The organism is Mesorhizobium sp. M1334 (genome assembly GCF_040317995.1).
GTDB lineage: Bacteria > Pseudomonadota > Alphaproteobacteria > Rhizobiales > Rhizobiaceae > Mesorhizobium.
The window spans coordinates 494,893-516,729 of sequence record NZ_JAMYLM010000003.1 but is presented as its reverse complement, the minus strand read 5'-3'; the positions used below and the strand labels follow the sequence as shown (position 1 = coordinate 516,729).

The 21,837-nt window shown below is 61.9% G+C and carries 33 protein-coding genes; 24 read left to right on the top strand and 9 right to left on the bottom strand.

The window, feature by feature from the left end; genetic code table 11:
* Positions 1 to 27: 27 nt before the first annotated feature.
* Positions 28 to 612 (top strand): acyltransferase, encoded by a 585-nt coding sequence (locus NKH17_RS09560; RefSeq protein WP_352644928.1) that lies wholly within the window; start codon positions 28 to 30, stop codon positions 610 to 612.
* Positions 613 to 704: 92 nt separating this feature from the next.
* Here the strand turns inward: NKH17_RS09560 and NKH17_RS09555 are convergent, their stop codons facing one another.
* The 5 genes from NKH17_RS09555 to NKH17_RS09535 all read right to left on the bottom strand — a co-directional run bounded on the left by NKH17_RS09555 (position 705) and on the right by NKH17_RS09535 (position 2,910).
* Positions 705 to 1,451, bottom strand: a complete 747-nt coding sequence (locus tag NKH17_RS09555; RefSeq protein ID WP_352475728.1) for a hypothetical protein — start codon at positions 1,449 to 1,451, stop codon at positions 705 to 707.
* Positions 1,452 to 1,720: 269 nt separating this feature from the next.
* Complete coding sequence (locus tag NKH17_RS09550) at positions 1,721 to 1,894, bottom strand: hypothetical protein (protein ID WP_352475495.1); 174 nt, start codon at positions 1,892 to 1,894, stop codon at positions 1,721 to 1,723.
* A gap of 166 nt (positions 1,895 to 2,060) precedes the next feature.
* Entirely contained in the window at positions 2,061 to 2,228 is a 168-nt protein-coding gene (locus NKH17_RS09545; RefSeq protein ID WP_352475494.1) for a hypothetical protein, read from the bottom strand.
* A 176-nt stretch (positions 2,229 to 2,404) separates the two neighbouring features.
* Positions 2,405 to 2,554: a hypothetical protein gene (locus NKH17_RS09540; protein WP_023721750.1), complete on the bottom strand. Its 150-nt coding sequence runs from the start codon at positions 2,552 to 2,554 to the stop codon at positions 2,405 to 2,407.
* A 170-nt stretch (positions 2,555 to 2,724) separates the two neighbouring features.
* A complete protein-coding gene (locus NKH17_RS09535; RefSeq protein ID WP_254820493.1) occupies positions 2,725 to 2,910 on the bottom strand; it encodes a hypothetical protein in 186 nt (61 codons plus the stop codon).
* 149 nt (positions 2,911 to 3,059) lie between these two features.
* Between NKH17_RS09535 and NKH17_RS09530 the strand changes: the two genes are divergently transcribed.
* The 6 genes from NKH17_RS09530 (at position 3,060) to NKH17_RS09505 (ending at position 5,327) form a co-directional block, all read left to right on the top strand.
* On the top strand, positions 3,060 to 3,863 hold the full coding sequence (locus NKH17_RS09530; RefSeq protein WP_352475493.1) for an N-acetylmuramidase family protein: 804 nt from the start codon (positions 3,060 to 3,062) through the stop codon (positions 3,861 to 3,863).
* A 1-nt stretch (position 3,864) separates the two neighbouring features.
* The gene (locus NKH17_RS09525; RefSeq protein WP_352475492.1) at positions 3,865 to 4,077 is read left to right on the top strand and encodes a hypothetical protein; all 213 of its coding nucleotides are present in this window, start codon (positions 3,865 to 3,867) and stop codon (positions 4,075 to 4,077) included.
* On the top strand, positions 4,077 to 4,346 hold the full coding sequence (locus tag NKH17_RS09520; protein ID WP_352900476.1) for a hypothetical protein: 270 nt from the start codon (positions 4,077 to 4,079) through the stop codon (positions 4,344 to 4,346). The genes NKH17_RS09525 and NKH17_RS09520 overlap by 1 nt, the downstream gene beginning before the upstream one ends.
* Entirely contained in the window at positions 4,331 to 4,534 is a 204-nt protein-coding gene (locus tag NKH17_RS09515; protein WP_352475490.1) for a hypothetical protein, read from the top strand. Before NKH17_RS09520 ends, NKH17_RS09515 begins: the two co-directional genes overlap by 16 nt.
* On the top strand, positions 4,534 to 4,857 hold the full coding sequence (locus tag NKH17_RS09510) for a hypothetical protein (protein WP_023675762.1): 324 nt from the start codon (positions 4,534 to 4,536) through the stop codon (positions 4,855 to 4,857). Before NKH17_RS09515 ends, NKH17_RS09510 begins: the two co-directional genes overlap by 1 nt.
* Positions 4,858 to 5,027: 170 nt before the next feature.
* Positions 5,028 to 5,327 (top strand): hypothetical protein, encoded by a 300-nt coding sequence (locus tag NKH17_RS09505; protein WP_352900478.1) that lies wholly within the window; start codon positions 5,028 to 5,030, stop codon positions 5,325 to 5,327.
* A gap of 14 nt (positions 5,328 to 5,341) precedes the next feature.
* Here NKH17_RS09505 and NKH17_RS09500 read toward each other — a convergent pair whose 3' ends face one another.
* Entirely contained in the window at positions 5,342 to 5,617 is a 276-nt protein-coding gene (locus tag NKH17_RS09500) for a hypothetical protein (RefSeq protein WP_352900481.1), read from the bottom strand.
* Between the two features lie 168 nt (positions 5,618 to 5,785).
* On the opposite strand from NKH17_RS09500, the gene NKH17_RS09495 reads away from it, so the two are divergent.
* The 4 genes from NKH17_RS09495 (at position 5,786) to NKH17_RS09480 (ending at position 7,400) form a co-directional block, all read left to right on the top strand.
* Complete coding sequence (locus tag NKH17_RS09495) at positions 5,786 to 6,082, top strand: hypothetical protein (RefSeq protein ID WP_352475487.1); 297 nt, start codon at positions 5,786 to 5,788, stop codon at positions 6,080 to 6,082.
* A 361-nt stretch (positions 6,083 to 6,443) separates the two neighbouring features.
* Positions 6,444 to 6,749 (top strand): DUF1236 domain-containing protein, encoded by a 306-nt coding sequence (locus NKH17_RS09490; RefSeq protein WP_352475486.1) that lies wholly within the window; start codon positions 6,444 to 6,446, stop codon positions 6,747 to 6,749.
* A gap of 125 nt (positions 6,750 to 6,874) precedes the next feature.
* Positions 6,875 to 7,087, top strand: a complete 213-nt coding sequence (locus NKH17_RS09485) for a hypothetical protein (RefSeq protein WP_254820502.1) — start codon at positions 6,875 to 6,877, stop codon at positions 7,085 to 7,087.
* Between the two features lie 82 nt (positions 7,088 to 7,169).
* On the top strand, positions 7,170 to 7,400 hold the full coding sequence (locus tag NKH17_RS09480; protein WP_352475485.1) for a DUF2934 domain-containing protein: 231 nt from the start codon (positions 7,170 to 7,172) through the stop codon (positions 7,398 to 7,400).
* A 90-nt stretch (positions 7,401 to 7,490) separates the two neighbouring features.
* Here the strand turns inward: NKH17_RS09480 and NKH17_RS09475 are convergent, their stop codons facing one another.
* A complete protein-coding gene (locus NKH17_RS09475; RefSeq protein WP_352475484.1) occupies positions 7,491 to 7,754 on the bottom strand; it encodes a hypothetical protein in 264 nt (87 codons plus the stop codon).
* 88 nt (positions 7,755 to 7,842) lie between these two features.
* Here NKH17_RS09475 and NKH17_RS09470 point away from each other — a divergent pair, with 88 nt between their 5' ends.
* On the top strand, positions 7,843 to 8,520 hold the full coding sequence (locus NKH17_RS09470; protein ID WP_352900486.1) for a hypothetical protein: 678 nt from the start codon (positions 7,843 to 7,845) through the stop codon (positions 8,518 to 8,520).
* Between the two features lie 143 nt (positions 8,521 to 8,663).
* Here NKH17_RS09470 and NKH17_RS09465 read toward each other — a convergent pair whose 3' ends face one another.
* Complete coding sequence (locus NKH17_RS09465) at positions 8,664 to 8,996, bottom strand: hypothetical protein (RefSeq protein ID WP_352475482.1); 333 nt, start codon at positions 8,994 to 8,996, stop codon at positions 8,664 to 8,666.
* A gap of 275 nt (positions 8,997 to 9,271) precedes the next feature.
* On the opposite strand from NKH17_RS09465, the gene NKH17_RS09460 reads away from it, so the two are divergent.
* From NKH17_RS09460 to NKH17_RS09445, 4 genes are all read left to right on the top strand, one after another.
* A complete protein-coding gene (locus NKH17_RS09460; protein WP_352900488.1) occupies positions 9,272 to 9,517 on the top strand; it encodes a hypothetical protein in 246 nt (81 codons plus the stop codon).
* A 194-nt stretch (positions 9,518 to 9,711) separates the two neighbouring features.
* Positions 9,712 to 10,959: an aconitase X gene (locus NKH17_RS09455; RefSeq protein ID WP_352900491.1), complete on the top strand. Its 1,248-nt coding sequence runs from the start codon at positions 9,712 to 9,714 to the stop codon at positions 10,957 to 10,959.
* Positions 10,956 to 11,378: an aconitase X swivel domain-containing protein gene (locus NKH17_RS09450; protein WP_352900494.1), complete on the top strand. Its 423-nt coding sequence runs from the start codon at positions 10,956 to 10,958 to the stop codon at positions 11,376 to 11,378. The genes NKH17_RS09455 and NKH17_RS09450 overlap by 4 nt, the downstream gene beginning before the upstream one ends.
* Before the next feature lie 57 nt (positions 11,379 to 11,435).
* Positions 11,436 to 11,648 (top strand): hypothetical protein, encoded by a 213-nt coding sequence (locus NKH17_RS09445; RefSeq protein WP_352799384.1) that lies wholly within the window; start codon positions 11,436 to 11,438, stop codon positions 11,646 to 11,648.
* A 44-nt stretch (positions 11,649 to 11,692) separates the two neighbouring features.
* On the opposite strand, the gene NKH17_RS09440 is transcribed toward NKH17_RS09445, so the two are convergent.
* Positions 11,693 to 12,724, bottom strand: coding sequence for a LacI family DNA-binding transcriptional regulator (locus NKH17_RS09440; protein ID WP_352900497.1), 1,032 nt, complete (start codon positions 12,722 to 12,724; stop codon positions 11,693 to 11,695).
* Between the two features lie 371 nt (positions 12,725 to 13,095).
* Between NKH17_RS09440 and NKH17_RS09435 the strand changes: the two genes are divergently transcribed.
* The 8 genes from NKH17_RS09435 to NKH17_RS09400 all read left to right on the top strand — a co-directional run bounded on the left by NKH17_RS09435 (position 13,096) and on the right by NKH17_RS09400 (position 21,814).
* Positions 13,096 to 14,709, top strand: a complete 1,614-nt coding sequence (locus NKH17_RS09435; RefSeq protein WP_352900500.1) for an extracellular solute-binding protein — start codon at positions 13,096 to 13,098, stop codon at positions 14,707 to 14,709.
* A 78-nt stretch (positions 14,710 to 14,787) separates the two neighbouring features.
* Positions 14,788 to 15,648 (top strand): carbohydrate ABC transporter permease, encoded by an 861-nt coding sequence (locus NKH17_RS09430; protein ID WP_254820511.1) that lies wholly within the window; start codon positions 14,788 to 14,790, stop codon positions 15,646 to 15,648.
* Entirely contained in the window at positions 15,645 to 16,604 is a 960-nt protein-coding gene (locus NKH17_RS09425; RefSeq protein ID WP_352900503.1) for a carbohydrate ABC transporter permease, read from the top strand. The genes NKH17_RS09430 and NKH17_RS09425 overlap by 4 nt, the downstream gene beginning before the upstream one ends.
* Positions 16,601 to 17,692 carry an ABC transporter ATP-binding protein gene (locus NKH17_RS09420; protein ID WP_352900506.1) on the top strand — a complete coding sequence of 364 codons (1,092 nt, stop codon included), beginning with the start codon at positions 16,601 to 16,603 and terminating at the stop codon, positions 17,690 to 17,692. Before NKH17_RS09425 ends, NKH17_RS09420 begins: the two co-directional genes overlap by 4 nt.
* Before the next feature lie 4 nt (positions 17,693 to 17,696).
* Positions 17,697 to 18,758 (top strand): ABC transporter ATP-binding protein, encoded by a 1,062-nt coding sequence (locus tag NKH17_RS09415; protein WP_352900508.1) that lies wholly within the window; start codon positions 17,697 to 17,699, stop codon positions 18,756 to 18,758.
* A gap of 50 nt (positions 18,759 to 18,808) precedes the next feature.
* A complete protein-coding gene (locus tag NKH17_RS09410; RefSeq protein WP_352970638.1) occupies positions 18,809 to 19,897 on the top strand; it encodes a Gfo/Idh/MocA family protein in 1,089 nt (362 codons plus the stop codon).
* Positions 19,898 to 19,923: 26 nt separating this feature from the next.
* Entirely contained in the window at positions 19,924 to 20,838 is a 915-nt protein-coding gene (locus NKH17_RS09405; protein ID WP_352900510.1) for a sugar phosphate isomerase/epimerase family protein, read from the top strand.
* Between the two features lie 37 nt (positions 20,839 to 20,875).
* Complete coding sequence (locus NKH17_RS09400; protein WP_352900513.1) at positions 20,876 to 21,814, top strand: sugar ABC transporter substrate-binding protein; 939 nt, start codon at positions 20,876 to 20,878, stop codon at positions 21,812 to 21,814.
* The last annotated feature ends 23 nt before the right edge of the window (positions 21,815 to 21,837 follow it).

Genomic DNA, 21,837 nt, shown 5'->3' with positions numbered 1-21,837 from the left:
GTGATCCTGTGTGGCAGATGTTCGCGAATGCGCGTCTTCTCCACCGTTCTAGCTCTTCGCCGCCGCTTTTGGTCATGGATCGCCACTGGCGCCGCTAGGGAAAATGCCGTCATCGGGCCGCGCACGAAGTTTGGCGCCGGGGCGGAAATTTTCAATATCCGCGGCGACCGGTCTCGCGTCTCGATCGGCGCGGACAGCCATTTGGATGGGCATTTGCAGGTGTTTGCCCACGAGGGTCGGATCAAAATCGATGACTGGTTTTATCTTGGTCCAGGCTCGACGATTTGGTCGTCGGACCCGGTGGGGATCAAGATCGGCAAACGAGTGCACGTCTCATGGGGCGTGGCGATCCACGACACCAATTCGCATCCGATGGACCCGCAGAAGCGTTTTGCTCAGATGCAAGCCATCTTTCGTGAGGGCCATCCGCATGTCGACCCGGGCATTCGTTCGGCGCCGATCACTATTGGAGATGACGTCTGGATCGGCAATAGCGCCATGGTCATGAAGGGTGTCACCATCGGCGATCGGGCGATTATCTCGGCCGGATCGATTGTTCGACACGACGTCCCGGCCGATTCGTTGGTGCGGCCAGAAGACCTAGTGAAGTGATGCCTTTGGCTGCCGCTCATCAATGAGCGTCGTGCCATCGTATATGGCTACATGTCGATGCGGTTATCCAGCATACATTTCTCGTCTCCGTTTCAGGTCGCTTCGACAAAAGGCATATGCTTGATACGCTCCCATTGATCCTTAGCGGTAGTTCCAGACCAGCGGTTGCGCAGGGTGCTCTCTCGATAGGACTGAGCCGGCTCCAATCCCGGCATGTCCGAACCGTTAGGTAAGAAGAACGCGTTCCCCCCGGCGGACGAGACGGCAACGAGCTTGTAGCCGTACTTCTTGCAGAGATTGGCCAGGGCGGTGATCGATGCACCGTGATACCAGCCACTGTCGTGCTTGGCGGTGCGATCGAAAGCGTGATCATACGGCACTGTGATAGGATTGAGACCAAAACTGGCGTTGTACTCCGCCACAATGACGGCCGGCCGCACTGGCAGCAAGGCTTGCAGAAACCAGTAGTCGTTTCCATCGACATCGACGGAAAGGACTCCAAGTTGCGGAAAATGCGTGGCGAGACTTTCGATGTTGTTGAGATCAATGAAGCTCTGGCGCACTTCAATCCGCTTTGGAAGCAGCGAGCGCGCTAACCGCACGGTCGTTGCGTCGCCGTCGACGAGCAGACCCCTGAATTCACTAAGCCCAATGCAGTTGTATTCCGTCGGATGGAAGCCAAATTCCAAGAACGTTTTCGGGCTTTGGCCAACAATCTGCGACAGGATCACACTTTCATCTGATTGCGGAGACCCGGCAAGGCGAGCCTTTGCGAGGTGAAAATAATATCGGAGCGGACTTGAGCGAAGGAAAGCATGCATGCGCGATTGGACATTCATCAATGAATGACTCCTGATCGCCCGCCCGCGGCCAATTATTTGCGACAAGCGGCGGCGGTTTGCAAGCTTGCAAACACCCGCGCCCGCCAGTCTGGACGCCGTTTGAAAATCGCCGAAAAGACGTCGGAAGAATTGCTCTGCGAGGGCCGCTCGGGATGCTGTGCGCACCAACAATGGCACACCCGGCCGACCAAAAATTCCTACAGCTGGAGTTGTATTTCGGAATTGTCGGGGTTATCGGTGACGCGGACCCGTCGCCGGCGGAGCCGCTACCGTCTGCTGTCCTGCGGCTTCTGGTGAGGGTCCAGGCTTTTCGACCACCAGATAAAATAAAGCGAACCCATCTTCATCACAGGCACGCGGCGGTCGCGTTCGCGGGCTCGCAACTCACGATAGGTCTTCAGCTTCAGAGTGCCGCCCGGCAACCTGATACGCACTGCCATCGGTCCAACTCCCGTTGTGCAACGCAGCAATTTTCGTGCAATGCGGTAAATAGAGACCTTCCCTTACGGAAGAGTCAACAGCAGCCTCATCAACTTATTTTGCGAGCTCGCCTGCGGAGGCTGAGCGGGCTCCCAGGCGCATGCCAGGTCGGAAGAATTGGGACGTTCACCGTGGCGACTGGTCGTCAATGAGTCGCTGTCGGTTCGACCACCAGGTGAAATAAACCCGGCCGATTTTGACGACAGGTATGCGGCGGGTGCGCTCGCGATCGCGCAATTCGCGGTACACTTTCACCTTCAGCGTGCCGCCTGGCATTCTGATACGTACTGCCATCGGCCCCCGCCTGATTGTGCAATGCAGCATCAAAACCTTCCGTGGCGGAAGAGTCAACGCCTGTCCGCTGACTTTTTCTGGGATTTGTCGAGCGGTCTCGGAAGTTTGGCGCGCACGGCGGTTCCTGATCCGGCACCGAGGCATCAGTGCCGGGTCAGGATCGTCGGGTGCCCGGGCTATTTCCTGGGCGAGGACTTGTTGGGTGACGATGGGCGATCGGACATGCCGCTCGGCCACCAGATGACGAAATAATTGCCGACCTGCCAAACCGGCACCTCGCGCTTCTGCTCGCGCCGCCGCAGCTCGTCCCTTTTCTTGATCTTCAAGGTCCCGCCTGGAAGCCTGATTCTTATCGTCACGTGTCCTCCCGTACCCGCTACAGGTACGAACGATAGACGGGAACAGTTTCATCCCGGCTAAGCAATTTCATCCAGGTCGAGCAATTTCGGGCGGTGGACGCAGGAACCGGGCCGGAGCGAGATCGCCGGAACTGGCTTCATTTGAAGAAATCCGCAATGCCGTTGATGGCCAGCACCGCATAGACGATCGGTCCGGCGATAAACGCACAATAGAGGCAGAGGATCGCCGCCAGCACCAGCAGCAGCGGCTTGTCGCGACCGACGGCGCGGAGTTCGGACTTCACCGTCCAGCGTGCCGCAGCGGTTTGTTCATCATCAGACATGTGCACCATCCCGCGGCCATTTCACATGGCGGGTCGAAAACATCAACCTGCTTGCCACATCGGCGCGCGCTGCCGCCCAATTCTGCTCTGCCGCCACGCACGTGCTGTTTAACCTCAAAACCCTGCCCGCGAGGGCGGAAAGGAAACCTATGGACCTTTTGTTCAAGGGCGCCGCCAGGCGCCTCGATGATATAGACTTGCCGAAACTCGGCGCCCGGATCGGCGTGGGCGAGGACGAGATGCACGCGTTCCTCGATGTTGAAACGAGCGGGCACGGCTTCGACGCCTTTGGCCGGCCGGTCATCCTGTTCGAGCCGCACGTCTTCTATCGCAACCTGTCGGGTGCCAAGCGGGCAAGAGCGGTAGCCGCTGGCCTCGCCTATCCGAAGTGGGGCGAGAAGCCCTATCCCAGGGGTGGCTACCCACGGCTCAAGGCAGCTTGTGCGATCGACGAAACCGCGGCGCTCAAATCCGCGTCATGGGGTCTTGGCCAGGTTCTCGGCGAAAACCACGCCGCCGCCGGGTTTGCGACAGTGCAGGCCATGGTGGAAGCCATGATGGCCGACGAGGAAGCCCAGCTTGAGGCCGCGATCAACTTCATCAAGACGAACAAGCTCGACGACAATCTGCGCAATCATGACTGGGCGGGCTTCGCCAAGGGCTACAACGGCGCCGGCTATCGCAAGAACGCCTACGATACCAGGCTTGCCGAGGCTTATCGCAAATGGTCGCGCATCAAGGACACGCCTTGGCTGTCTGCCGGCCCGGTGTCGTCGGCGGTCGTCCCTGCAGCTCCGCCAGAGCCAGCGAGCCCAATTCCCGTTCCACAAGCGGCCGCCACGCACGCGCCTCCTGGGCCTCCTGTGCCTGCCGCCAAGCCCGGCTTCTGGGCAGCGCTGATCGCCACCATCCTCAAATTATCAGCAATCCTCAAACTATTCGGAAGGAAATGACATGTGGACCCGGATCAAGAGCTTCTTCCGCGACAGCGAAACAATATTCTGGGCGCGGCTTCAGGCGGCTATCGGCATCATCGCGAGCATCGTCACCTATGTCGACCCTCAGGTTCTTTCGCCGGTCATCCCAGGGGAATGGTTCCCCTGGTTTCTTGTGATCAACGGCGTCTTGACCGAGTTCCTGCGCCGCCGCCGCGCCGAGGATTTGTGATGACCGCGCTCCTCGCCATTCTCAGCGCCATCATCGGCAACAAGGTCGTCATGACGGTATTCGCTGCTGTGGCCGGCGGCATCGGCCTTTACATTGCAGGCGGCATCAACCGGGCGAAGAAGGAGGCGGTCAAACAGGCCGAGGCAAAAATCGCGGCCGCCGGGGACCGCCTCGAAATGAACCGCGAGGCTTCCGCCGAAGGGCGGAAGGCCGCCGGCATGACCGATGCGGCAGCAAGAGCGGAGGCTGAGAAATGGGCAAGGCGCTGATCTTCTGCCTGGTGCTGGCCGGCTGCACGACAACCGCGCCGGCCGGCAATCCGCGGCAAGTCTGGTGCGACCAAAGTCAGCCACGCCGGCCATCCGCCCCGGTCGTCGCCGCCATGACCCGGCCCGAGCTCGACGAGATGAACGCCTTCAACGGGCAGGGCGCCAGATGGTGCGGGTGGACGCCATGATGCATGAGCTGCTCGACGTTCTGGGCATCAAGGCGCCGGTATTGGTCGCCGGCCTGTCCGGCGGCATTTTGCGGGCCTTGTCACGTCACCGCTACAAGGTCCGCGAAATGGTGGCCTCGCCGATCTGCGGCGCGCTGGCGGCGGCCTATCTGACGCTGCCGGTCGTGCATTATTTCCGCGCCGCCGGCCTGCCCATTCCTTCTCCCGACGACGACACCACGACGCTGGCCGCGGCCTTTCTGATTGGCGTATCGGCGATGTGGATCTCGGATATCGTCTTCGAAATGATCGTGCGCCGGTTCGGGCCGGTGAAGGAGGAGTAAGCCGCCCAAGCCTGACTAAGAGTGACGTCAGTTGAAGCCCGCCGCGCCGAAAGGTGCGGCGGGCTTTTGCATTTTTCCTGGCAATCTGTACGATCTTTTCTTTGCGAGGGCGGCTCGATCCGGCGCTTGCGAAACCAAGATGCGCGTTAGGCTTCACGGGAGATGGTGTCATGCTTGGCAGAGTCCTGACACAAGCGGCAGTCCTTACAGCCGGGGCGCTTCTGTTTGCCGCGACGGCCGACGCCCGGCCGGACAGCCGCGCGATGACATGCGAACAGACGCAGCTTCTGATCCAGAGGCATCGCTCGGTGGTGCTGACCACCGGCCAGGACACCTACGACCGTTACGTCCGCCAATTCGGCGATGAATGCGACTGGCCGCAAGTGCCGCGCGCCGCTTATATCAAGACGCGTGACGGTCAATGTCTGGTCTATCGCTGCCAGGAGCCGGTCTTCGACCTCCCGAATTGAAAGCAGGCGGCGGCTCATTCCTTCTCGAAAGGACCACCTTCGCGTGCGAGATCGCGTGAAATAACGCGTTCCTCCGTATCGTCCGGCAAGGCCTCGTCGCTGTCCTGGTAGGCGTTGTCGTCGTCCTCCTCCGGCAGTTCGCCGTCTTTCTCGACGTCGTAACGGATGTCGCCGTTTTGCGGCACGCCGTCAGGGAGGGTTCTCCCGCTCCGGATGGCATCCCAGTCCTGCTGCTGGATGGTCGGGCTCTCGGTCTCGTCGTCGGTTCGTTCTTTCCTGCGCGGTTCCATCGCTGATTCTCCATAATGTCGGCGGCCCTGAACTGGCTCAGTGGTTGAACTCATAAGTCTGGCAGCCGGTTCCGGGCCGCTGCGGTCCGGGCGCATTGCCGCACGACGGAACCAATCGCGCCTGCCCGCCTTCACATTCAGAAGATACTGGCGCGAAAGGAGCTCGACATGAGACCGCTCATTTTCTTGCCGTATATGCTAGGTGCGATGGTGCTGGCGGCGCCGGCGGCCGCGCAGCCGGGCGAACAGGCGCAATCCAACCGCTGCAAGGTCGAGCCGCAGGATCAGAAGAACCAGCAGCAGAAGCCGGCCGGCAGCAATTTGTCCGACACGCTCGAGCCATGCGGTGGGGTCCTGAAGCCGCCGCCAACGGGCGATCAGGGCATGGCGACGCCACCGCCGAATGAGGGCAAGACCCCGGTGCTCAAGCCCGGCGAGGTGCCGCCACAGCCGCCCAAGCAGTAGCCGCTTCATTGCTGCCACAGGGGCTTGCCCATGGCGGTAACGCCGCGCTGTACCGGCAGGTTTGTTGCCCTCGCTCAGGAACATTAGCTTGTCCTAAACGTTGTTTCAGACGCAGCCGATATCACCCCCTCCGGTGTCGCTGCTGATCGGGAAACCGATCGGCCCGCGTCCTGCGACGCGGGCCACCGTAGCTCATTCGCAGTTCATTCGCCGCACCGCGCGGGCACTTCACCACCATTCGATTAGCCGCCACTTACGGAACAACAAGGTGGCGTGGGCGTTTGCCTAGAGGGTTCGCCGCTTCGACCGGAATGCCGCGTCGCAACTTTAAGGGCGAGGCCCGTAACAACAGGAGTAGACGATGAAAATCCACCTTGTTCCTGCTGCGGCGGGATTGGTGTTGCTCGCCGGCGTCGGCGTGGCCACCGCGGACCAGGTGATTGTCACGCCCGAACAGCAGACGGTCATCCGCGAATACGTCCATAAGCACCCGTTGGCGTCGATCAATCTTCTGGGCGTGGAGCTCAATATCGGTTCCACGGTGCCAGATACGGTCGAGCTGCAACCGATCGATGTTCCCGACGTGAAGTACAGATACGTCGTCGTCGGCAATCGCACCGTGCTCGTCGACCCAGGCACCCGCAAGATCGTGCACGTCATCGAGTGATCGGCGCTCCCAAACCGCGAACCGGATTTGGAAAGGTCACGGTCTAAATTATCGAATAAGAGCTCCATCCCGAGCGATCGGGATGGAGCCGCTGTCGTCGCGAAACAAGGAAAGGAGCCATTCCCATGCTGCCGCATGTCGAGCGGGCTAACGTGGCCGCCGCCGTCGACAAACTGCTTGCTGAACGAGGCGATGGGCTGCTGTCGATGAAGGCGGCGATTGCACTGTTGCGCGAACGCACCGGAACCGAGCGCTCGGACGCCGACCTTGAAGGGCTGATCATCAAGAAGGCGGCGCTCCTCGGCGTCGCCGTCCTGTGTGACAGAGAGGTTCAATGACGGTGTTGCCTGGGGGCTCAAGACGCCGGTCGAAATTTCAGCTAGAACAAAGTTGCTTACGCATAAACCGACGGAGGCAACGGTGAGGGACAGACAGGAACGGATTCGCCAGCGTGCACACGCGATCTGGGAACAGGCAGGCAGGCCCGACGGGGCGCATCAGCAGCATTGGGATCAGGCTACCGCCGAAATCGACGCAGAAATCGCCACGAAAGAGACCGCCAGCCGGCCGAAGTCGAAAGCACGTCAGCCTAAGCCGGCGCCGGCCGCCAAGGACGGAACCAAACCCAAGGCGCGACCACGCAAAGCGTGAACTCGCGCGGATTTGATTCCAACGCTGGATCTCGCGGTTCGGCGCTCTGTACTTTCGTCCGCGGTCGGCAGCAGAGACAGTCCAGACCGGTCAAAAATGACGCAGCACGGTGAAGCAAACCCGCGCAGCGCGGATCTTCTCGGCCCATTGTTCCATTGCCGAGGGGTCGGTTTGATGTTGTGGTTTGCAGATTAGGAATTCGCCTTTTCGGCCGCCGACCCGTTGCGACGTTCGTCTGTTGCGGCGCCCACCAGCTGACTCTCGCATCGCTTCAAACTTTCGGAAAATTTCAATACAAATTTCACGCGGCTGTTCTTTGAAAATACACCATGGGACCAGCAAGTTGATCGGCAAAGAAACCGATCTTCTTCCTTGCACTTAGGGCGTAATGCAACCGGCGAGTTCGCGGGTTGCTCAGCGAAACTACAGCAGGAAGAATGTTATGACCATCAACATCAAAACGATCACCGGTGCAGTGGCAGGCAGCGTAGCGCTTTTCATGCTCTCGATGCCCGTGAATGCCGCGAACGGAATTGCCGTTGGTGTTGGAACATCCATCGGCGGCAACGGCGGCATCAATGCCGGCCTCGGCGCGACGGTTGGCGGTCGCGGCGGCATCAACGCCGGTGCCGGCGCAACGCTTGGCGGCAGCGGCGGCATCAAGGCAGGCTTCGGTGCCTTGGTGGGCGGCAGCGGCATTAACACCGGTGCCGGTGCTACGGCTGGCGGTTCCAGGGACATCGCCGCAGGCGCCGGCGCGTCGGTCGGGGGCAGAAGCGGCATCAACGCTGGTGCCGGCGCAACGGTTGGCGGTTCGAGCGGCATTGCCGCCGGCGCGGGGGTAGGTATCGGCAGCGGCGTTGGGGCTGGCGCGGGGGTCAGGGTCGGCAGCGGCATCAATGTCGGCGCCGGTGTCGGGATCGGTGGTACCAATCCGAGCAATTTGTCCAACCCGGGCAGCCCGTCCAATCCCAGCAATTCCAGCTTGCCCCAGGTCGTCGCCGACATATCGAGCGACAAGTTGGCCAGGATGAAGAAGCGCTGCGTCGACGTGCTGAGTAGCGAAGGCACTTACGATAGCGATCTGCGCCAATTGTGCCTGCTTATCGCGCGCCGCTAAGGCGAATACATCGGAATGAAATGTCGGACCGGGCCGAGAGGCCTTCGTCCACCAGACCTCCAGCGGTCCAAAGCCCGCCATTGCGGCGGGCTTTTTGCCGAGCACGTGGCGGCAGCATGGCTGGGCTCACAAGAGCACGCGCTTCAATGTGTTTGACGGCCAAGATCCGGCGAAACGGCCACCCCGCCTTCCAGGGCGTCCCAGCCCAATGCGGGGCTGCTTTGCATCAGCTGAGTGCACGCAAACTCCGCCAGATCGGCTTCCGCGAAGCCGTCGAACTCGATAGCTGCGCCTTGGAGCTGGGCTGCCTGCATGACGAGCCATTCAATGTCTTCGCGCGCAATATTCTCGGCGAGGTTTTGCAGTCGCACGGCTTCGGCGACAGCAGTCAGATTGATGGCAATCCCGGACCGCAATGTAGCTCGAACTCGGGAACCGACGTCTTCGTGCAGGCGAACCGAAAATCCGTAGCGCATGGAAAACCTTCCTTTCAGGAGCGGTTTGTCCCTCGTGTTCTACCATGCGCCCAGGGCTCGTGATTGGCAAGCGAAGACCCTTGAAAAATCGCTTCGTGTCAAACAGTTAGCGTATTTTGTTGATTGTCCATTTGATGCGTGATCCGCTTCATCGGACTTCTGCATGAGTCACACATCTGAAGGTCTTGACGTACTCTGCTCACGTACCTAATTCTACACAAAAGCAGGGACATACTAACTCATCTGCGTTGAGGTTGGTATGACTGGAGGCCGAGATGTCCGAACTGGAACGCCCGGAACGATTGCAGATCATGCTGACTGTCGATGAACTGGCGGCGTTGGAGAACTGGCGCTTCGAAAAGCACATGCCGAGCCGGTCGGCCGCGGTACGTGAGCTTTTGAGGCGAGGTCTCACAGCCGATGGTTTCCTGACAGCGGCGCATGGGACCAAGTCGCGCGACTTCGGCATCCTGCCGCATTCTGCAGATGGTGACCGCAGCACGGCCGACGGACCGTCGTAGAAGGAATAGCGCCGTTTCCGCCGTGGATCGCCCGCTCTCCGACCGTGCTTCGCGTCTCTCTCGCTTTGCGATGAGCTGTGAACGTCTGGTCTGCTGATCGCCGCGAAGTAGAAGAGATCCGAAGCTCTGTCTTGCCAGACGCTCCGCAATCAGGGAGTGCTTGATCGGCATAGTGCGGGCTCGGGAATTTGCCGATGACGCTGGAATTGACGGCCGGCGACCAGTCGATGCTGCATGGCGAGCAAGGGTCGGCAGCGGCTGCCGCCATGAAGATCCTGGTCGCCTTCGCGAAGGCGGTCGGCGCCCGCAAGTTGTTGGATATTGCCGGTGCCCATATCGACGGCTGCCTCTATCACGGCCAGGCCAGCCTCGATTTCGTCGAAAGGCTGATCGAGGGCGGCGGCCGCGTTCGGGTGCCGACGACGCTGAATGTCGGTTCGTTCGACCTCATCCATCCCGGATTGCTGAAGATGCCGATGTCGCAAGAAGCGCCGGCGCGACGCCTGATGATGGCGCATCTGGACCTCGGCTGCCAGGCGACCTTCACCTGCGCACCCTATCAGACTCGGTTCCGGCCAAGGTTCGGCGAGCAGATAGCCTGGGGTGAGTCCAACGCCATCGTCTTTGCCAATTCGGTGATCGGGGCGCGAACCAACCGCTATGGCGATTTCATCGATTTATGCTGCGCAATGACCGGACGCGCGCCGGCCTGGGGGCTGCATCTGAGTGAAAATCGACGAGGCCAGATCCTGTTCGAGCTGACTGGCGGTCTCGAGCCCAGCGACGCCCTGTTCGTGGGTGTCGGACTACTTGTCGGGCAAAAGAGCGGCGACCGCATTCCTGTCATATCAGGCCTGCCGCAGCCGCGCGACGAGGACCAACTGAAGGCGCTGGGGGCGGCGGCGGCAACGACGGGCGCTGTGGCGCTGTTTCATGCGGTCGGCATTACGCCGGAGGCGAAGACGCTGGATGAGGCGTTGCAAGGCCTGGCGCCGAAGGAAAAAATCCGGATCTCTCGCGCTGACGTCCACCATGCGCTGGCCAGGCTGTCAAGCGTCCCCGATGGCGTGCAGCTTGCAGCCGTGTCGTTAGGCACGCCGCATTTCTCCCATGAAGAGTGGATGCGCCTGTTGCCGCTGCTGCGCGAAGTTGCGCCGGGCAGGGGCGTTCCGATCTATGTCAACACAGGGCGTGCCACGCTGACGCGACTGCAGGACGAAGGCGCACTGGCCGGCATGGAAGCCTTCGGCCTTGTCCCGGTCACCGACACCTGCACCTATGTCACGTCGATCCTCGAGCGTCTCGACGGCGTGGTGATGACCAATTCGGGCAAATGGGCGCATTACGCACCTGGCAACATCGGTGTCTCGGTGGCCTTCGGCGACATGGAAGACTGCGTCCGCTCGGCCGCGGCCGGCCGCGTCGTGCGAGGCGCGCCATGAAGGCGCCGGCCACGACCGGTACATTCCACCTTGCCGGCTCCGCACAGGGCCCGGCGCTGGTGCTTTCGCAGGCGCTCAGCTTCTGGGGCGGGATCGATGTCGAAACGGGCGACATCATCGACCATTCGCATCCGGACCTGGGCGGCAATATCGCCGGCAAGATCCTGGTGATGCCGAGCGGGCGGGGGTCGTCGTCCTCGTCTTCGGTTCTGGCCGAAGCGATTCGCAGAGGGACGGCGCCGGCCGGCATTATCCTGGAGCGGCCGGACCCGATCCTTGCCGTCGGCGCCATCGTTGCCGAATTCCTCTACGAAATCAGCATGCCGCTGGTCGTCTGCGACATATCAGGCATTGCCTCCGGCGACCGGATCGCCATCGGTCTGGGCGAAGATGCGCAAGCGATGGTGAGCAAGCTCTAGCCGGCCATCAGTCCCGCCGCGCCCCGCGGCCAGGTCGACGCTGAAATCGAGATTGGCGTGGCCGTTGATGCGCCAGTTGGCAAAGACGTTGACCAGATCGAAGCCGTCATCGACGAGAGCCGGTTCGTCCGGTTTGCTGCGGTTGGTGCGCGTGATCTTGCCAACGCTGAGATATTGCGCGCCAACGGTAAGCTGGTCTTCCAGCATCCTGAAGCCGACGGTCGCCGCGAGCGGTCGAGCGGCGTGTTGTTCAGCGGCTGGCCGGAATAGAGCGCGCCGGCAAGATTCACGAAACCCCAGCCATTCACCTGGGTTCAGATCTCCGGGATACTCTCCCTGAAGATCACTTGCAGCCTCGGCTGGTGCAGTTCGTAAGGCAATCCCCTGACCGCGTGGGTCAAGGTGTTGAGCGCCTCGCGGGCCTCGACGCGCGGGTTCTGGTCGATGACCGCGTCGAGCGTGCCGTCGAGCAAGAGCTCCTTGGTGCCTTCCGTCACCTCATGGCCGAGAAAGACCGTCGACAGCGCGCGCCCGCGTTCCTTCAGCGCGCGGGCGATGCCGGTGTTGCCAGCGCCGACATTGTAGATGGCGGCCAGGTCCGGGTGCCGGTCCAGCAGGGCGGAGGCCTCAGAGTAGGCTTTTTCCCGATCGTCGAGCATTTCGCGCATCTCGACGATCTGCAGATTGGGCGATTCTTCCGTCAGTATGTGGCGGAAGCCCATCTCGCGCTCTTCGTGGCCGCGGTAGGAGAGCGAACCGGCGAACAGCGCGACCTTGCCCGGACGCCCTGCGCCCATGAAGCGGTTGAGCAGGTAGCCGGCGAGCCGGCCGGCGGCGCGGTTGTCGATGCCGATATAGGCAACCCTCGGCACATGCAGGATGTCGGAAGCGAGGGTGACGACCTTGACGCCGCTGGCCGAAAGCGAGCGGATCGCCTCGCGCACCGTCGGATGGTCGAGCGCGATCACACCGACGCCTTGCGTCTGCCCGTGCAGTTCCTGCAGCAGACGGGCGAGCCGATCCGGATTGAAGCCTTCGATAGTGGCGACGCGGACGTCGAGGTCAGGCCGCGACTGCGCCTGCGCCTCGATCTGGCGGTGCAGCATCTTGATGAAGGAATTGGTGCCGGCGGGCAGGGCGAAATCGAGCCGTATGACCTCACCGCGCAGCGCGTTGAGCGAGCTCGGATTGTTTGAATTTTCAGCGATGTAGCCAAGCCGCTGTGCCGTTTCGAGCACGACCTCGCGAGTGCGCGCCCTGACCCCGGCGCGGTTGTTGAGCACACGGTCGACCGTGGCGGCGGAAACGCCGGCTTCCCGGGCTATGTCTGTCTGGGTGGACCGCACTGTCGATCACCTCATTCCAAAATGTGCCAAAAGCGCATCGAGATTACGCATTTCATAGGTCCGACGTCGGAGAGCGGCCTCATCGCCGCTCGCGATTCTGATGGGAAATGATGTAACCGGCCTTGGCCGATCCGCAAGTCGCTGCGCTAGACCAAATTCCGAAGCGGACCAAAGCGGCGAGGTGGGCAGGCCTGGTTCCCTCAAATTCAAGCACCGGCTTCGGTGTGAGAGCCTCGATAAACGCCATTTTCCCCTTCCTTGAGATATTATGATGTGTCTTGATTATTTATGATATTGACAGCCTTGGTGCAGTGCCGTCAATATCCATCATAAGGGCCGTGGAGGAACAAGGCCCTGAGGGAGGAGTTCCAATGTCGAATTTGATCCGCGTGTCGCGGCGCCGTTTGCTGGCGTCCGGTGGAAAGGCGGCAGTGCTTGTTGCCGCCGCAGGTATCGCGCCGAAATTCATTCGCCCAAGCCGTGCCTATGCGGCCGATGCCCTGGCGCCCGGCATGATCGGTGGCCCGACCGGCTTCGACGGCTCGGAGCGCTATCAGTATGGCGCCGACACACCCGAGGGCCGCGCCATCGAGGCAGCCAAGGCGATGAAGGGCGCCGGCAAGGCGCCGACGAAGATCGTGCTCGGCCTGTCCGACGGTTCGATCGGCCAACTGACGCAGCCGTTTCCGGCGGGCGCGCCGTCGATCAAGGATCTATGGGAGAAGGAAACCGGCATTCCGCTCGAGATCGTCGGTGTGCCCAACGGCCAGGAATTCACCAAGACGATGCAGGACATCTCCACCAAGGGTGGAGCCTACGACATCTACGCGGTCGAATGGAACCGTCTTGGCGACCTCGCCGAAACCGGCGGCATCCTCAAGCTCGACGACTTCGTTGCACAATATAAGCCGGAATGGGACGATCCCGAGCGTGGCTACGTCAACGGCGCCAAGGGCGTCTCGCTGCTCAACCAGTATCGCGGCTCGACCTACGGCGTGTCGCTGGATGGCGATTTCCAGACCTGGGTCTACCGCACCGATCTGTTCGGCGACGCAGCCGAGAAGAAGGCCTTCTCCGACAAATACGGGTATGAACTGGCGGCGCCGAAGACGTGGAAGCAGCATGACGAGATCGCAGCCTTCTTCCAGCGCCCGGACAAGGGCCTGTTCGGCTCGACCGATCTGCGCAACCAGGGCTGGGGCTACACCAACTGGTATCAGCGTTATGTCTCAATGGCTTCGCCCAATCAGTTCTTGTTCGACGATGCCGGCAAGCCGCTGATCAATTCGGAGCAAGGTATCGCAGCGACCAGCGAGTACATTGCGTCGCTCTCGCATCATTCGCCGGATGCGATCTCCTGGGGTTGGCCGGAGCAGTACGGCAATTTCGCCAAGGGCGGTGCGGCCATGACCTGTGCCTTCTCCAACCTGCCGAAATTCCTCGACAATGCCGGCAACAAGGATTCATCTGTCACTGGAAAGATCGGCTCCATGCTGCCGCCCGGCCGCGAGATCGACGGAAAACTGGTCAGCCGTTCGGTGCTGTGGCTTAACCTGTCGGCGTCGGTTTCCTCGCAAGCCAAGAACCCGGAAGCCTGCTACCTGTTCCTGCAGTGGCTGGGTTCAAGCCGCATCTATGCCTGGATGACCGCCAATCCGGGCGGCTATTTCGATCCGTTCCGGCTGTCGGATTTTTCCGATCCGCTGGTTCGCCAGACCTATCACGCCTACCACATGGACGTGGTGCGCGAGACGGTCGCCCGCACCGTGCCCACCATCAACTATCCCGGCGCCACCGCCTTCCACAACGCGCTGGACGAGAACCTCGTAGCCGCGTTGACCAAGGCCAAGACAGCCGAGCAGGCGATGGCCGACACCGAGGCCGAGTGGAAGAAGATTGCCCGCCGGACGGGCGAGGAGAAGCTTCTCGAAGCCATCAAGACCAACAAGGAGGCCTGGCCGACCGTCCTCGATCCGATCGCCTGATCCTCGCAGGATCTTACCAAGGAGGGGAGGAGCGGCCGCTCTTCCCCTCGCCAACGAAGGACCCAGCAAAGCCGCAAGATGAAGCGTTCAGTTCCTTTCGAGATATTCCGCTATGCCGCGATCCTTGCGGCGATGGCGGTGACGCTGGTGCCGATCCTGTGGATGGTGTCGATGGCGTTCAAGCCGATCGCCGAATGGTCGGCGACCGGCGCCGACCTGACATGGTGGCCGAAGAACCCGACACTCAGCAATTTCCGCTTCGTCTTCGGGGAATCGACCAACAATCTGATCGTCGCGCTCGACCGCACAGCTTTGAAGCCGATCCTGTCGTCGCTGCTGTCGGCCACGTTCGGCACGGCAATCGCCATGTCGGCGGGCACCGCGGCGGCCTACGGGCTGTCGCGCTTCGGCTCGGGCCAGAACCTGCCGCTGGCGCTGATCCAGCTTCGCCTGTTTCCGCCGATGGCGGTCATGACCCCGGTGATGATCATGTGGGCTTTCCTCAACTTCACCGACAGCTGGTGGGGGCTGTCGCTGATCTATGGCATCGTCACGCTGCCTTTCGCCTTCTGGCTGATGAAGACCTTCTTCGACGACATGCCGCGCGAGATCGAGGAGGCGGCACTTGTCGAAGGCTGTTCGCGGTGGCGCGTCTTCACCCGCATCACGCTGCCGATGATGCGCGCGCCGCTGGCAAGTGCGGCGCTGTTCGTCTTCATCCTCAACTGGTCGGACTATCTGATTGCGCTGCTTCTGACGACGCGCGAATGGGTGACGGTTCCTGTCTACATGGCCTCGCTGTCCTCCTCGATGACCGGACAGCTCTACGGCGCCAAGGCTGCTCTCGGCCTGATCGCCGCGGTGCCGCCGGTGATCATGGGCATCGCCATTCAGCGCCATCTGGTGCGCGGGCTGACCTTCGGGGCGCTCAAGCAATGAGCGCGGTGGCAGCGACGATTCCGGAGGACGTGATGAAGACCGTCCAGGCAAAGCCGGCCTTGCGGGACGAAGGCGCAAAGCTCGGCTTCCGGCTGACATTGCCAGCGCAGATCCTGGTGCTGTTTATCGCTGTCTTCCCGCTCCTGATGCAGCTCTATATCAGCCTCACCGACTGGTCGCCGCTGTCGGGCACCGGCTGGTGGAATGCCTGGTCGATGTGGAACAATTTCGCCAACTACACCGACCTTGCGGTCGACGCACGCTTCTGGAGCGCGCTGAAGCGCACAGCCATCGTCATGATCGTCTGCGTGCCGACGGAGTTCCTGCTCGGGCTGGCGCTCGCGACGCTGTTTGCCGACGAGTTTCCGGGCAAACGGATCTTCTACTCGATCCTCTTGATGCCGATGATGGTGGTGCCGGCGGTGGCCGGCTACATGTTCTTCATGCTGTTTCAATCAGGCGGCCCGGTCAACGACATCCTGTCGGGGATCTCAGGCTTTCCCGTCACCATCGCCTGGCTGTCGGACCCGACGCTGGCACTCATCGCCGTCATGGTCGCCGACATCTGGCAGTGGACGCCGCTGATGTTCCTGATCCTGCTTGCCGGCCTGGTCGGCGTGCCTGAGGACCAGATCAAGGCGGCGACGCTGCTCGGCGCCAACCCTTGGCAGCGATTCGTCACCATCGTGCTGCCGAAGATGAAGACGATCATCATCATCGCGCTGGCGATCAGGGTGATCGAGAACTTCAAGATCTTCGACACGCTCTACATCATGACCGGCGGCGGTCCCGGCGTCGCTACCGAAACCATCTCCGTTTACATCTACAAGCTCACCACCCAGGACCTGATCTGGGGCTATGTGGCGGCAATCGCGCTGGCCATATTGATCGTGCTGTCCATCGCTGCGGTGTTTGCCATCAAACGCATGGCCCGGGTACCCGAGGTGGCGGCATGAGCACCATCCATCTGCAGAACCTGATCAAGAAATTCGGCGATTTCACCGCGCTGAAGACGATGGACCTGGCCATCGCCGACGGCGAGTTCATGGCGCTGCTCGGGCCGTCGGGCTGCGGCAAATCGACGACGATGAACATGATCGCCGGCATGGAAGAGCCGACCAGCGGCAAGATCCTGTTCGGCGAGCGCGACATGGCCGGCGTGCCGATGGGGCGGCGCGGCGTCGGCTTCGTCTTCCAGAACTATGCGATTTTCACCCATATGAGCGTGCGGCAGAACCTCGCCTACGGGCCGAAAATGCGCGGCGCACCCAAGGCCGAGGTCGACCGCCGCGTTGGCGCCATTGCCGAGATGCTGCAGCTGACGCCGCTGCTCGACCGCAAGGCCGACCGCCTTTCGGTCAACATATTGCAGCGGGTGGCGATCGGCCGTTCGGCGATCATGGAGCCGGCGATCTTCCTCCTCGACGAGCCGCTTTCCAATGTCGACGCGGCCTTCCGGGCGGTGATGCGGACCGAATTGAAGCAGCTGCAGCGGCAGTTCCGGCAGACCATGGTCTACGTCACCCACGATCAGCTCGAAGCGATGACCATGGCCGACCGCATCGCGGTGATGGACCATGGCGTGCTGCAGCAGGTCGGCACACCGCTCGAGGTCTACAACGATCCGGCCAATGTCTTCGTCGCCCGCTTCATCGGCGCGCCGGGCATGAACCTGCTCAAGGGCTGGTTGGCGGAAAGCGACCGTGGCCTGGTCGTCGATCTCGGCCCGCTGGGGGCGACGCCGCCGCTGCCGGTCGAGATCGCCGATGCCGCACGCCGGATGCGCGGCGAGGTGTTTTATGGCTTTCGACCGGAGCAGGTGAAGCTGGCTGAAGACGGCCGTGGCCTGTCGATGCCGGTGAGTTTCGTCGAGCGGATCGGCCCGCGCACCATCATCCACCTTGGCGACGGGGAAGCTGCGGTTAAGGCGGTGTTCGACAATGATGTCGGGCTGGCGATCGGGCAGACAGCCGTCGTCGCACCTGCGGTGGAGGCGGTGCGCGTCTTCGACGCCGCCACCGGCCTTGCCTTGAGAGCGGGCTGAGACCATGGCCGATATCGTCTTCCGCAATGTGACCAAACGCTACGGCAACACGCTCGCCGTCGATGACGCCTCGTTTACTGTCAACGACAATGAGTTCTTCTGCTTCTTCGGCCCGCCTCTATCTGGCAAGTCGACGGTGCTGCGTCTGGTGCTTGGGCTCGAGACACCGGACACGGGCGAGATCCTGATCGACGGAAAGCCGGTCAACGCAGTGTCGCCGGCCGAACGCAACGTCGCGATGGTCTTCCAGAACCTGGCGCTGTTTCCGCATATGAGCGCGCGCGACAACATCCGCTTTCCGCTGGTCGAACGCCGGGTCGCCGAAGCCGAGATCGAAAAGCGCCTCGCCGACGTCGCGGCCAAGCTGCATATCGGCCATATCCTGCACAAGCCGCCAGCACAGCTTTCCGGCGGTGAGCGGCAGCGCGTGGCGATTGCCCGCGCGCTGGTACGGGATCCCGCCGCCTATCTGATGGATGATCCGATCTCGGCGCTCGACGCCCGGCTGCGCGAGGAGACGCGGGTCGAGCTGAAGCGCATCCAGCGCGAGCTCGGCAAGACGCTGATCTATGTCACGCACGACCAGGAAGAAGCGATGTCGGTCGCCGACCGAATGGCCATTCTGGACAACGGCAAGATCAGGCAGATCGGCGCGCCAGCCGAGATTTATGACCGGCCGGCCAGTACCTATGTGGCGCGGCTGCTTGGCTCGCCGATGATGAACATACTGAAGTCGGTGCACGGCGCTGAAGGCGTGGAGGCGGCGGAAGGCAGGATCCGCATCGCGGACAAGACGGCGCCAGCCGATGCCGTCGAAATCGGACTCAGGCCGGAAGACATCAAGGTCAAGGCCTGGTCGGAGGGGGGCGCGGGCCGCCCGGCACGAGTGTTCGAGGTCGAGCCGCTCGGCGGCTACACCGTAGTGACGCTCGCCGCCGGGCAGGCGCGTCTGCGAGCGCTGTTGCGCGGCCAGCCGGACATCAGGCCGGACGCGATGGTGGCGATATCCTGCGAGCCGGGCAGGGTGCATTATTTCGGGCAAAGCGGGGGAGCGCTGGCAAGGTGACGGCGGCTGCAAGAAACGAGCTTCGGGAGGAACATATGGCAAGCCAAGAAATGGTGGGCAACGGCTTCGAGCCGGACGTTAAAGTCCGCACCAGGGAATACAGGATCGGCTGCGTCGGCGCCGGCATGATCATGGCCGAATGTCACCTTGCCGCCTACAAGGAAGCCGGTTTCCCCGTGGTGGCGATTGCCTCGCGGACCAAGGCCAGCGCCGAGAAGGTCGCCAAACGCTGGGATATCCCGGCCGTCCACGACACGCCGGAACAGCTCATCGAGGACAAAAACGTCGAGATCATCGACCTTGCCTTTCCGCCCGACCAGCAGCCGGCGCTGATCCGCCATGCGCTGAAGCAGGCACATATCAAAGCGATCCTGGCGCAGAAGCCATTGGCGCTGTCCCTTGACGAGGCCGTCAAACTGCGCGACGAGGCGGCCAAGACCGGCAAGATCCTCTCGGTCAACCAGAACATGCGCTACGACCAGTCGATGCGCGTCTTGAAGCAGGTCATCGACAGCGGCGCGCTCGGCGACATTGTCTTTGCCCAGATCGACATGCATGCGATCCCGCACTGGCAGAGCTTCCTCGAGGACTATGACCGATTGACGCTCGCCAACATGAGCGTCCACCATCTCGACGTACTACGCTTCCTGTTCGGCGATCCCCTAGAGATCACCACCCTGACCCGCAAGGACCCGCGCACCCGCTTCGACCATTCGGACGGCATCACAGTGTCGACGATTAAGTTCCCGTCCGGTGTGCTTGCCGTATCGCTGGAGGATGTCTGGTCCGGGCCGCGCCAGGAGGGCTACAAGGACGACCAGCACGTCAACTGGCGCGTCGACGGCACCAAGGGCGTCGCCAAGGGCACCATCGGCTGGCCGACTGGCGCTGCCTCGACGCTGACCTATGCCTCGACCGAGACCACCGGTGGTGAATGGGTGACACCCAGCTGGGACACGAAGTGGTTCCCGCATGCTTTTATCGGCGTCATGGAGCAGCTCCAGCACGCGGTCAAGACTGGCGAGCCGCCGGCGCTGTCGGTCGCCGACAACGTCAAGACCATGGCGCTGGTCGAAGCCGGCTACCGCTCCATCGACAAGGGCCGGACGGTCAAACTTTCCGAAATATCAACTGACTGAATCACTTACAGGGAGGACTTCACACCATGATGCAGGCAGGTATTTTCACGGGTTATTTTCCGTATGGCCTCAAGGAAACCGCGCAGAAGATCCGTGCGCTCGATTTCAACACCGTGCAGCTCGACCTGCATTTTAGGGACATCGACCTGTCGGCCGGACAGATCACCAGGGACAAGGCCAAGACCGTCCGCGATACGTTTCGCGACCACAATCTGCCGATCTGCTGCGTATCGGGTTACACCAACATCATCCATCCGGACCTGGGCGAGCGCGAGCGGCGCGTCGGCTATCTGAAGGAGATCATCCGCAACGCACGCCATTTCGGCACCGCTTACGTGATCTCGGAAACCGGTACCTACAACACCGAGTCCGACTGGGTGCATCACCCGAAGAACAAGACCGAGGAAGGTTTTGAAGAATGTCGCAAGGTCATCGCCGACCTTGCCCAGACCGCCTATGACCACGGCGCGGTGTTCCTGCTCGAAACCTATGTGAACAATGTCGTCGGTTCGGTCGAGGAGACGGTGAGAATGTTCGCGCAGGTCGACCACCCAGGCCTCGGCCTGTTGATGGACCCGACCAACTATTTCGAAACGCACAATATCGACAGGATGGACCAGATCCTGAACCAGGTGTTCGACACGCTGACCGATAAGATCAAAATCGCCCACGCCAAGGACGTCAAGCGTTCTGGCGGCGACAAGTCGGAGAAGCACGCCGACATCGGCGACGAGGACGCGCTGGAGAGCCACACTTTCCGCGGCGTCGGCGAGATCGAGCTGCCGGCGCCTGGCCTCGGTTCGCTGAATTACGACCTCTATCTCAAGCGGCTGGCCGAAAAGCATCCGAACATTCCGGTCATCATCGAGCATCTTTCGGAAGACGACGTGCCGCGCGCCAAGAAATTCCTCGACGGGAAATTCCGCGCCAACGGACTGTGACGGCGCGGTTCGGCTACGAAACAAGGGAGGAAGAGAAATGTTGAAACTCGCGTTGAAAATCGCGGCTGCGGCGATCGTGCTCGCCGGCGTGACCATGGGCTCGGCGGCGGCGCAGGACGCCCAGAAGACGTTCTACCTGTTGTCGCATGGCGGCCCGTCGGATGCCTTCTGGATCGACTGGAATGCCGGTGCCACCAAGGCGTGCGACCAGCTCAAGGTGACCTGCAAGATCTCCTTCAGCGGCGGCGACATGGCGGCGCAGAAGGAAGCCTTCAACTCGGCACTGGCAGCCAAGCCGGACGGCATCGCCACCACCTCGGCGCAGCCCGGCCTGTGGACCGAGGAGGTCAAGGCGGCAAAGGCTGCCGGTATCCCGATCGTGTTCTTCAACACCGACGATCCGGCGACCGGCCGGCAAGCCTATGTCGGCGCCGACCTGAAGGAAGCCGGTGTCATCTGGGCGAAGTATCTGGTCGACCACAAGATGGTGAAGCAAGGCGACAAGGTATTCCTGCCGGTCGAAGTGCCGGGCGCCAGCTACCAGCAGCTCGAGACCGAAGGCATTGCCAGCGTCTTCGATCCGCTCGGCATCAAATATGACGTGGTCGATTGCGGCACCGATCCGGCCGGCATCATCGCCAAGATGACCGACTACATGGTCGCCAACAACCCGCCGGCGATCATCGCGCTCGGCGATTCCGTTGCGGCCAGCGTCAAGCGGGTGTTTGACGGCGCCGGCGTGCCGGCCGGCAAGATCCCGGTCGTCGGCTGGGGCAATTCGAAGGAAACGGCAGAGTCAGTCAAGTCTGGGTTCATCAACGCGGCTGCCTGGCAGTTTCCCTCGGCGCAAGGCTTCATGCCGGTGGCGCTGCTCGGGCTGGCCGCCGCTGGCGAACCGATCGGCTACGACATCCACACCTTCAGCCTCTACGACGCCTCGAGCGTCGAGCCGATCCTGAAACTCTACAACAAGTGATGGAAATTGACGCTCGCCGCGCA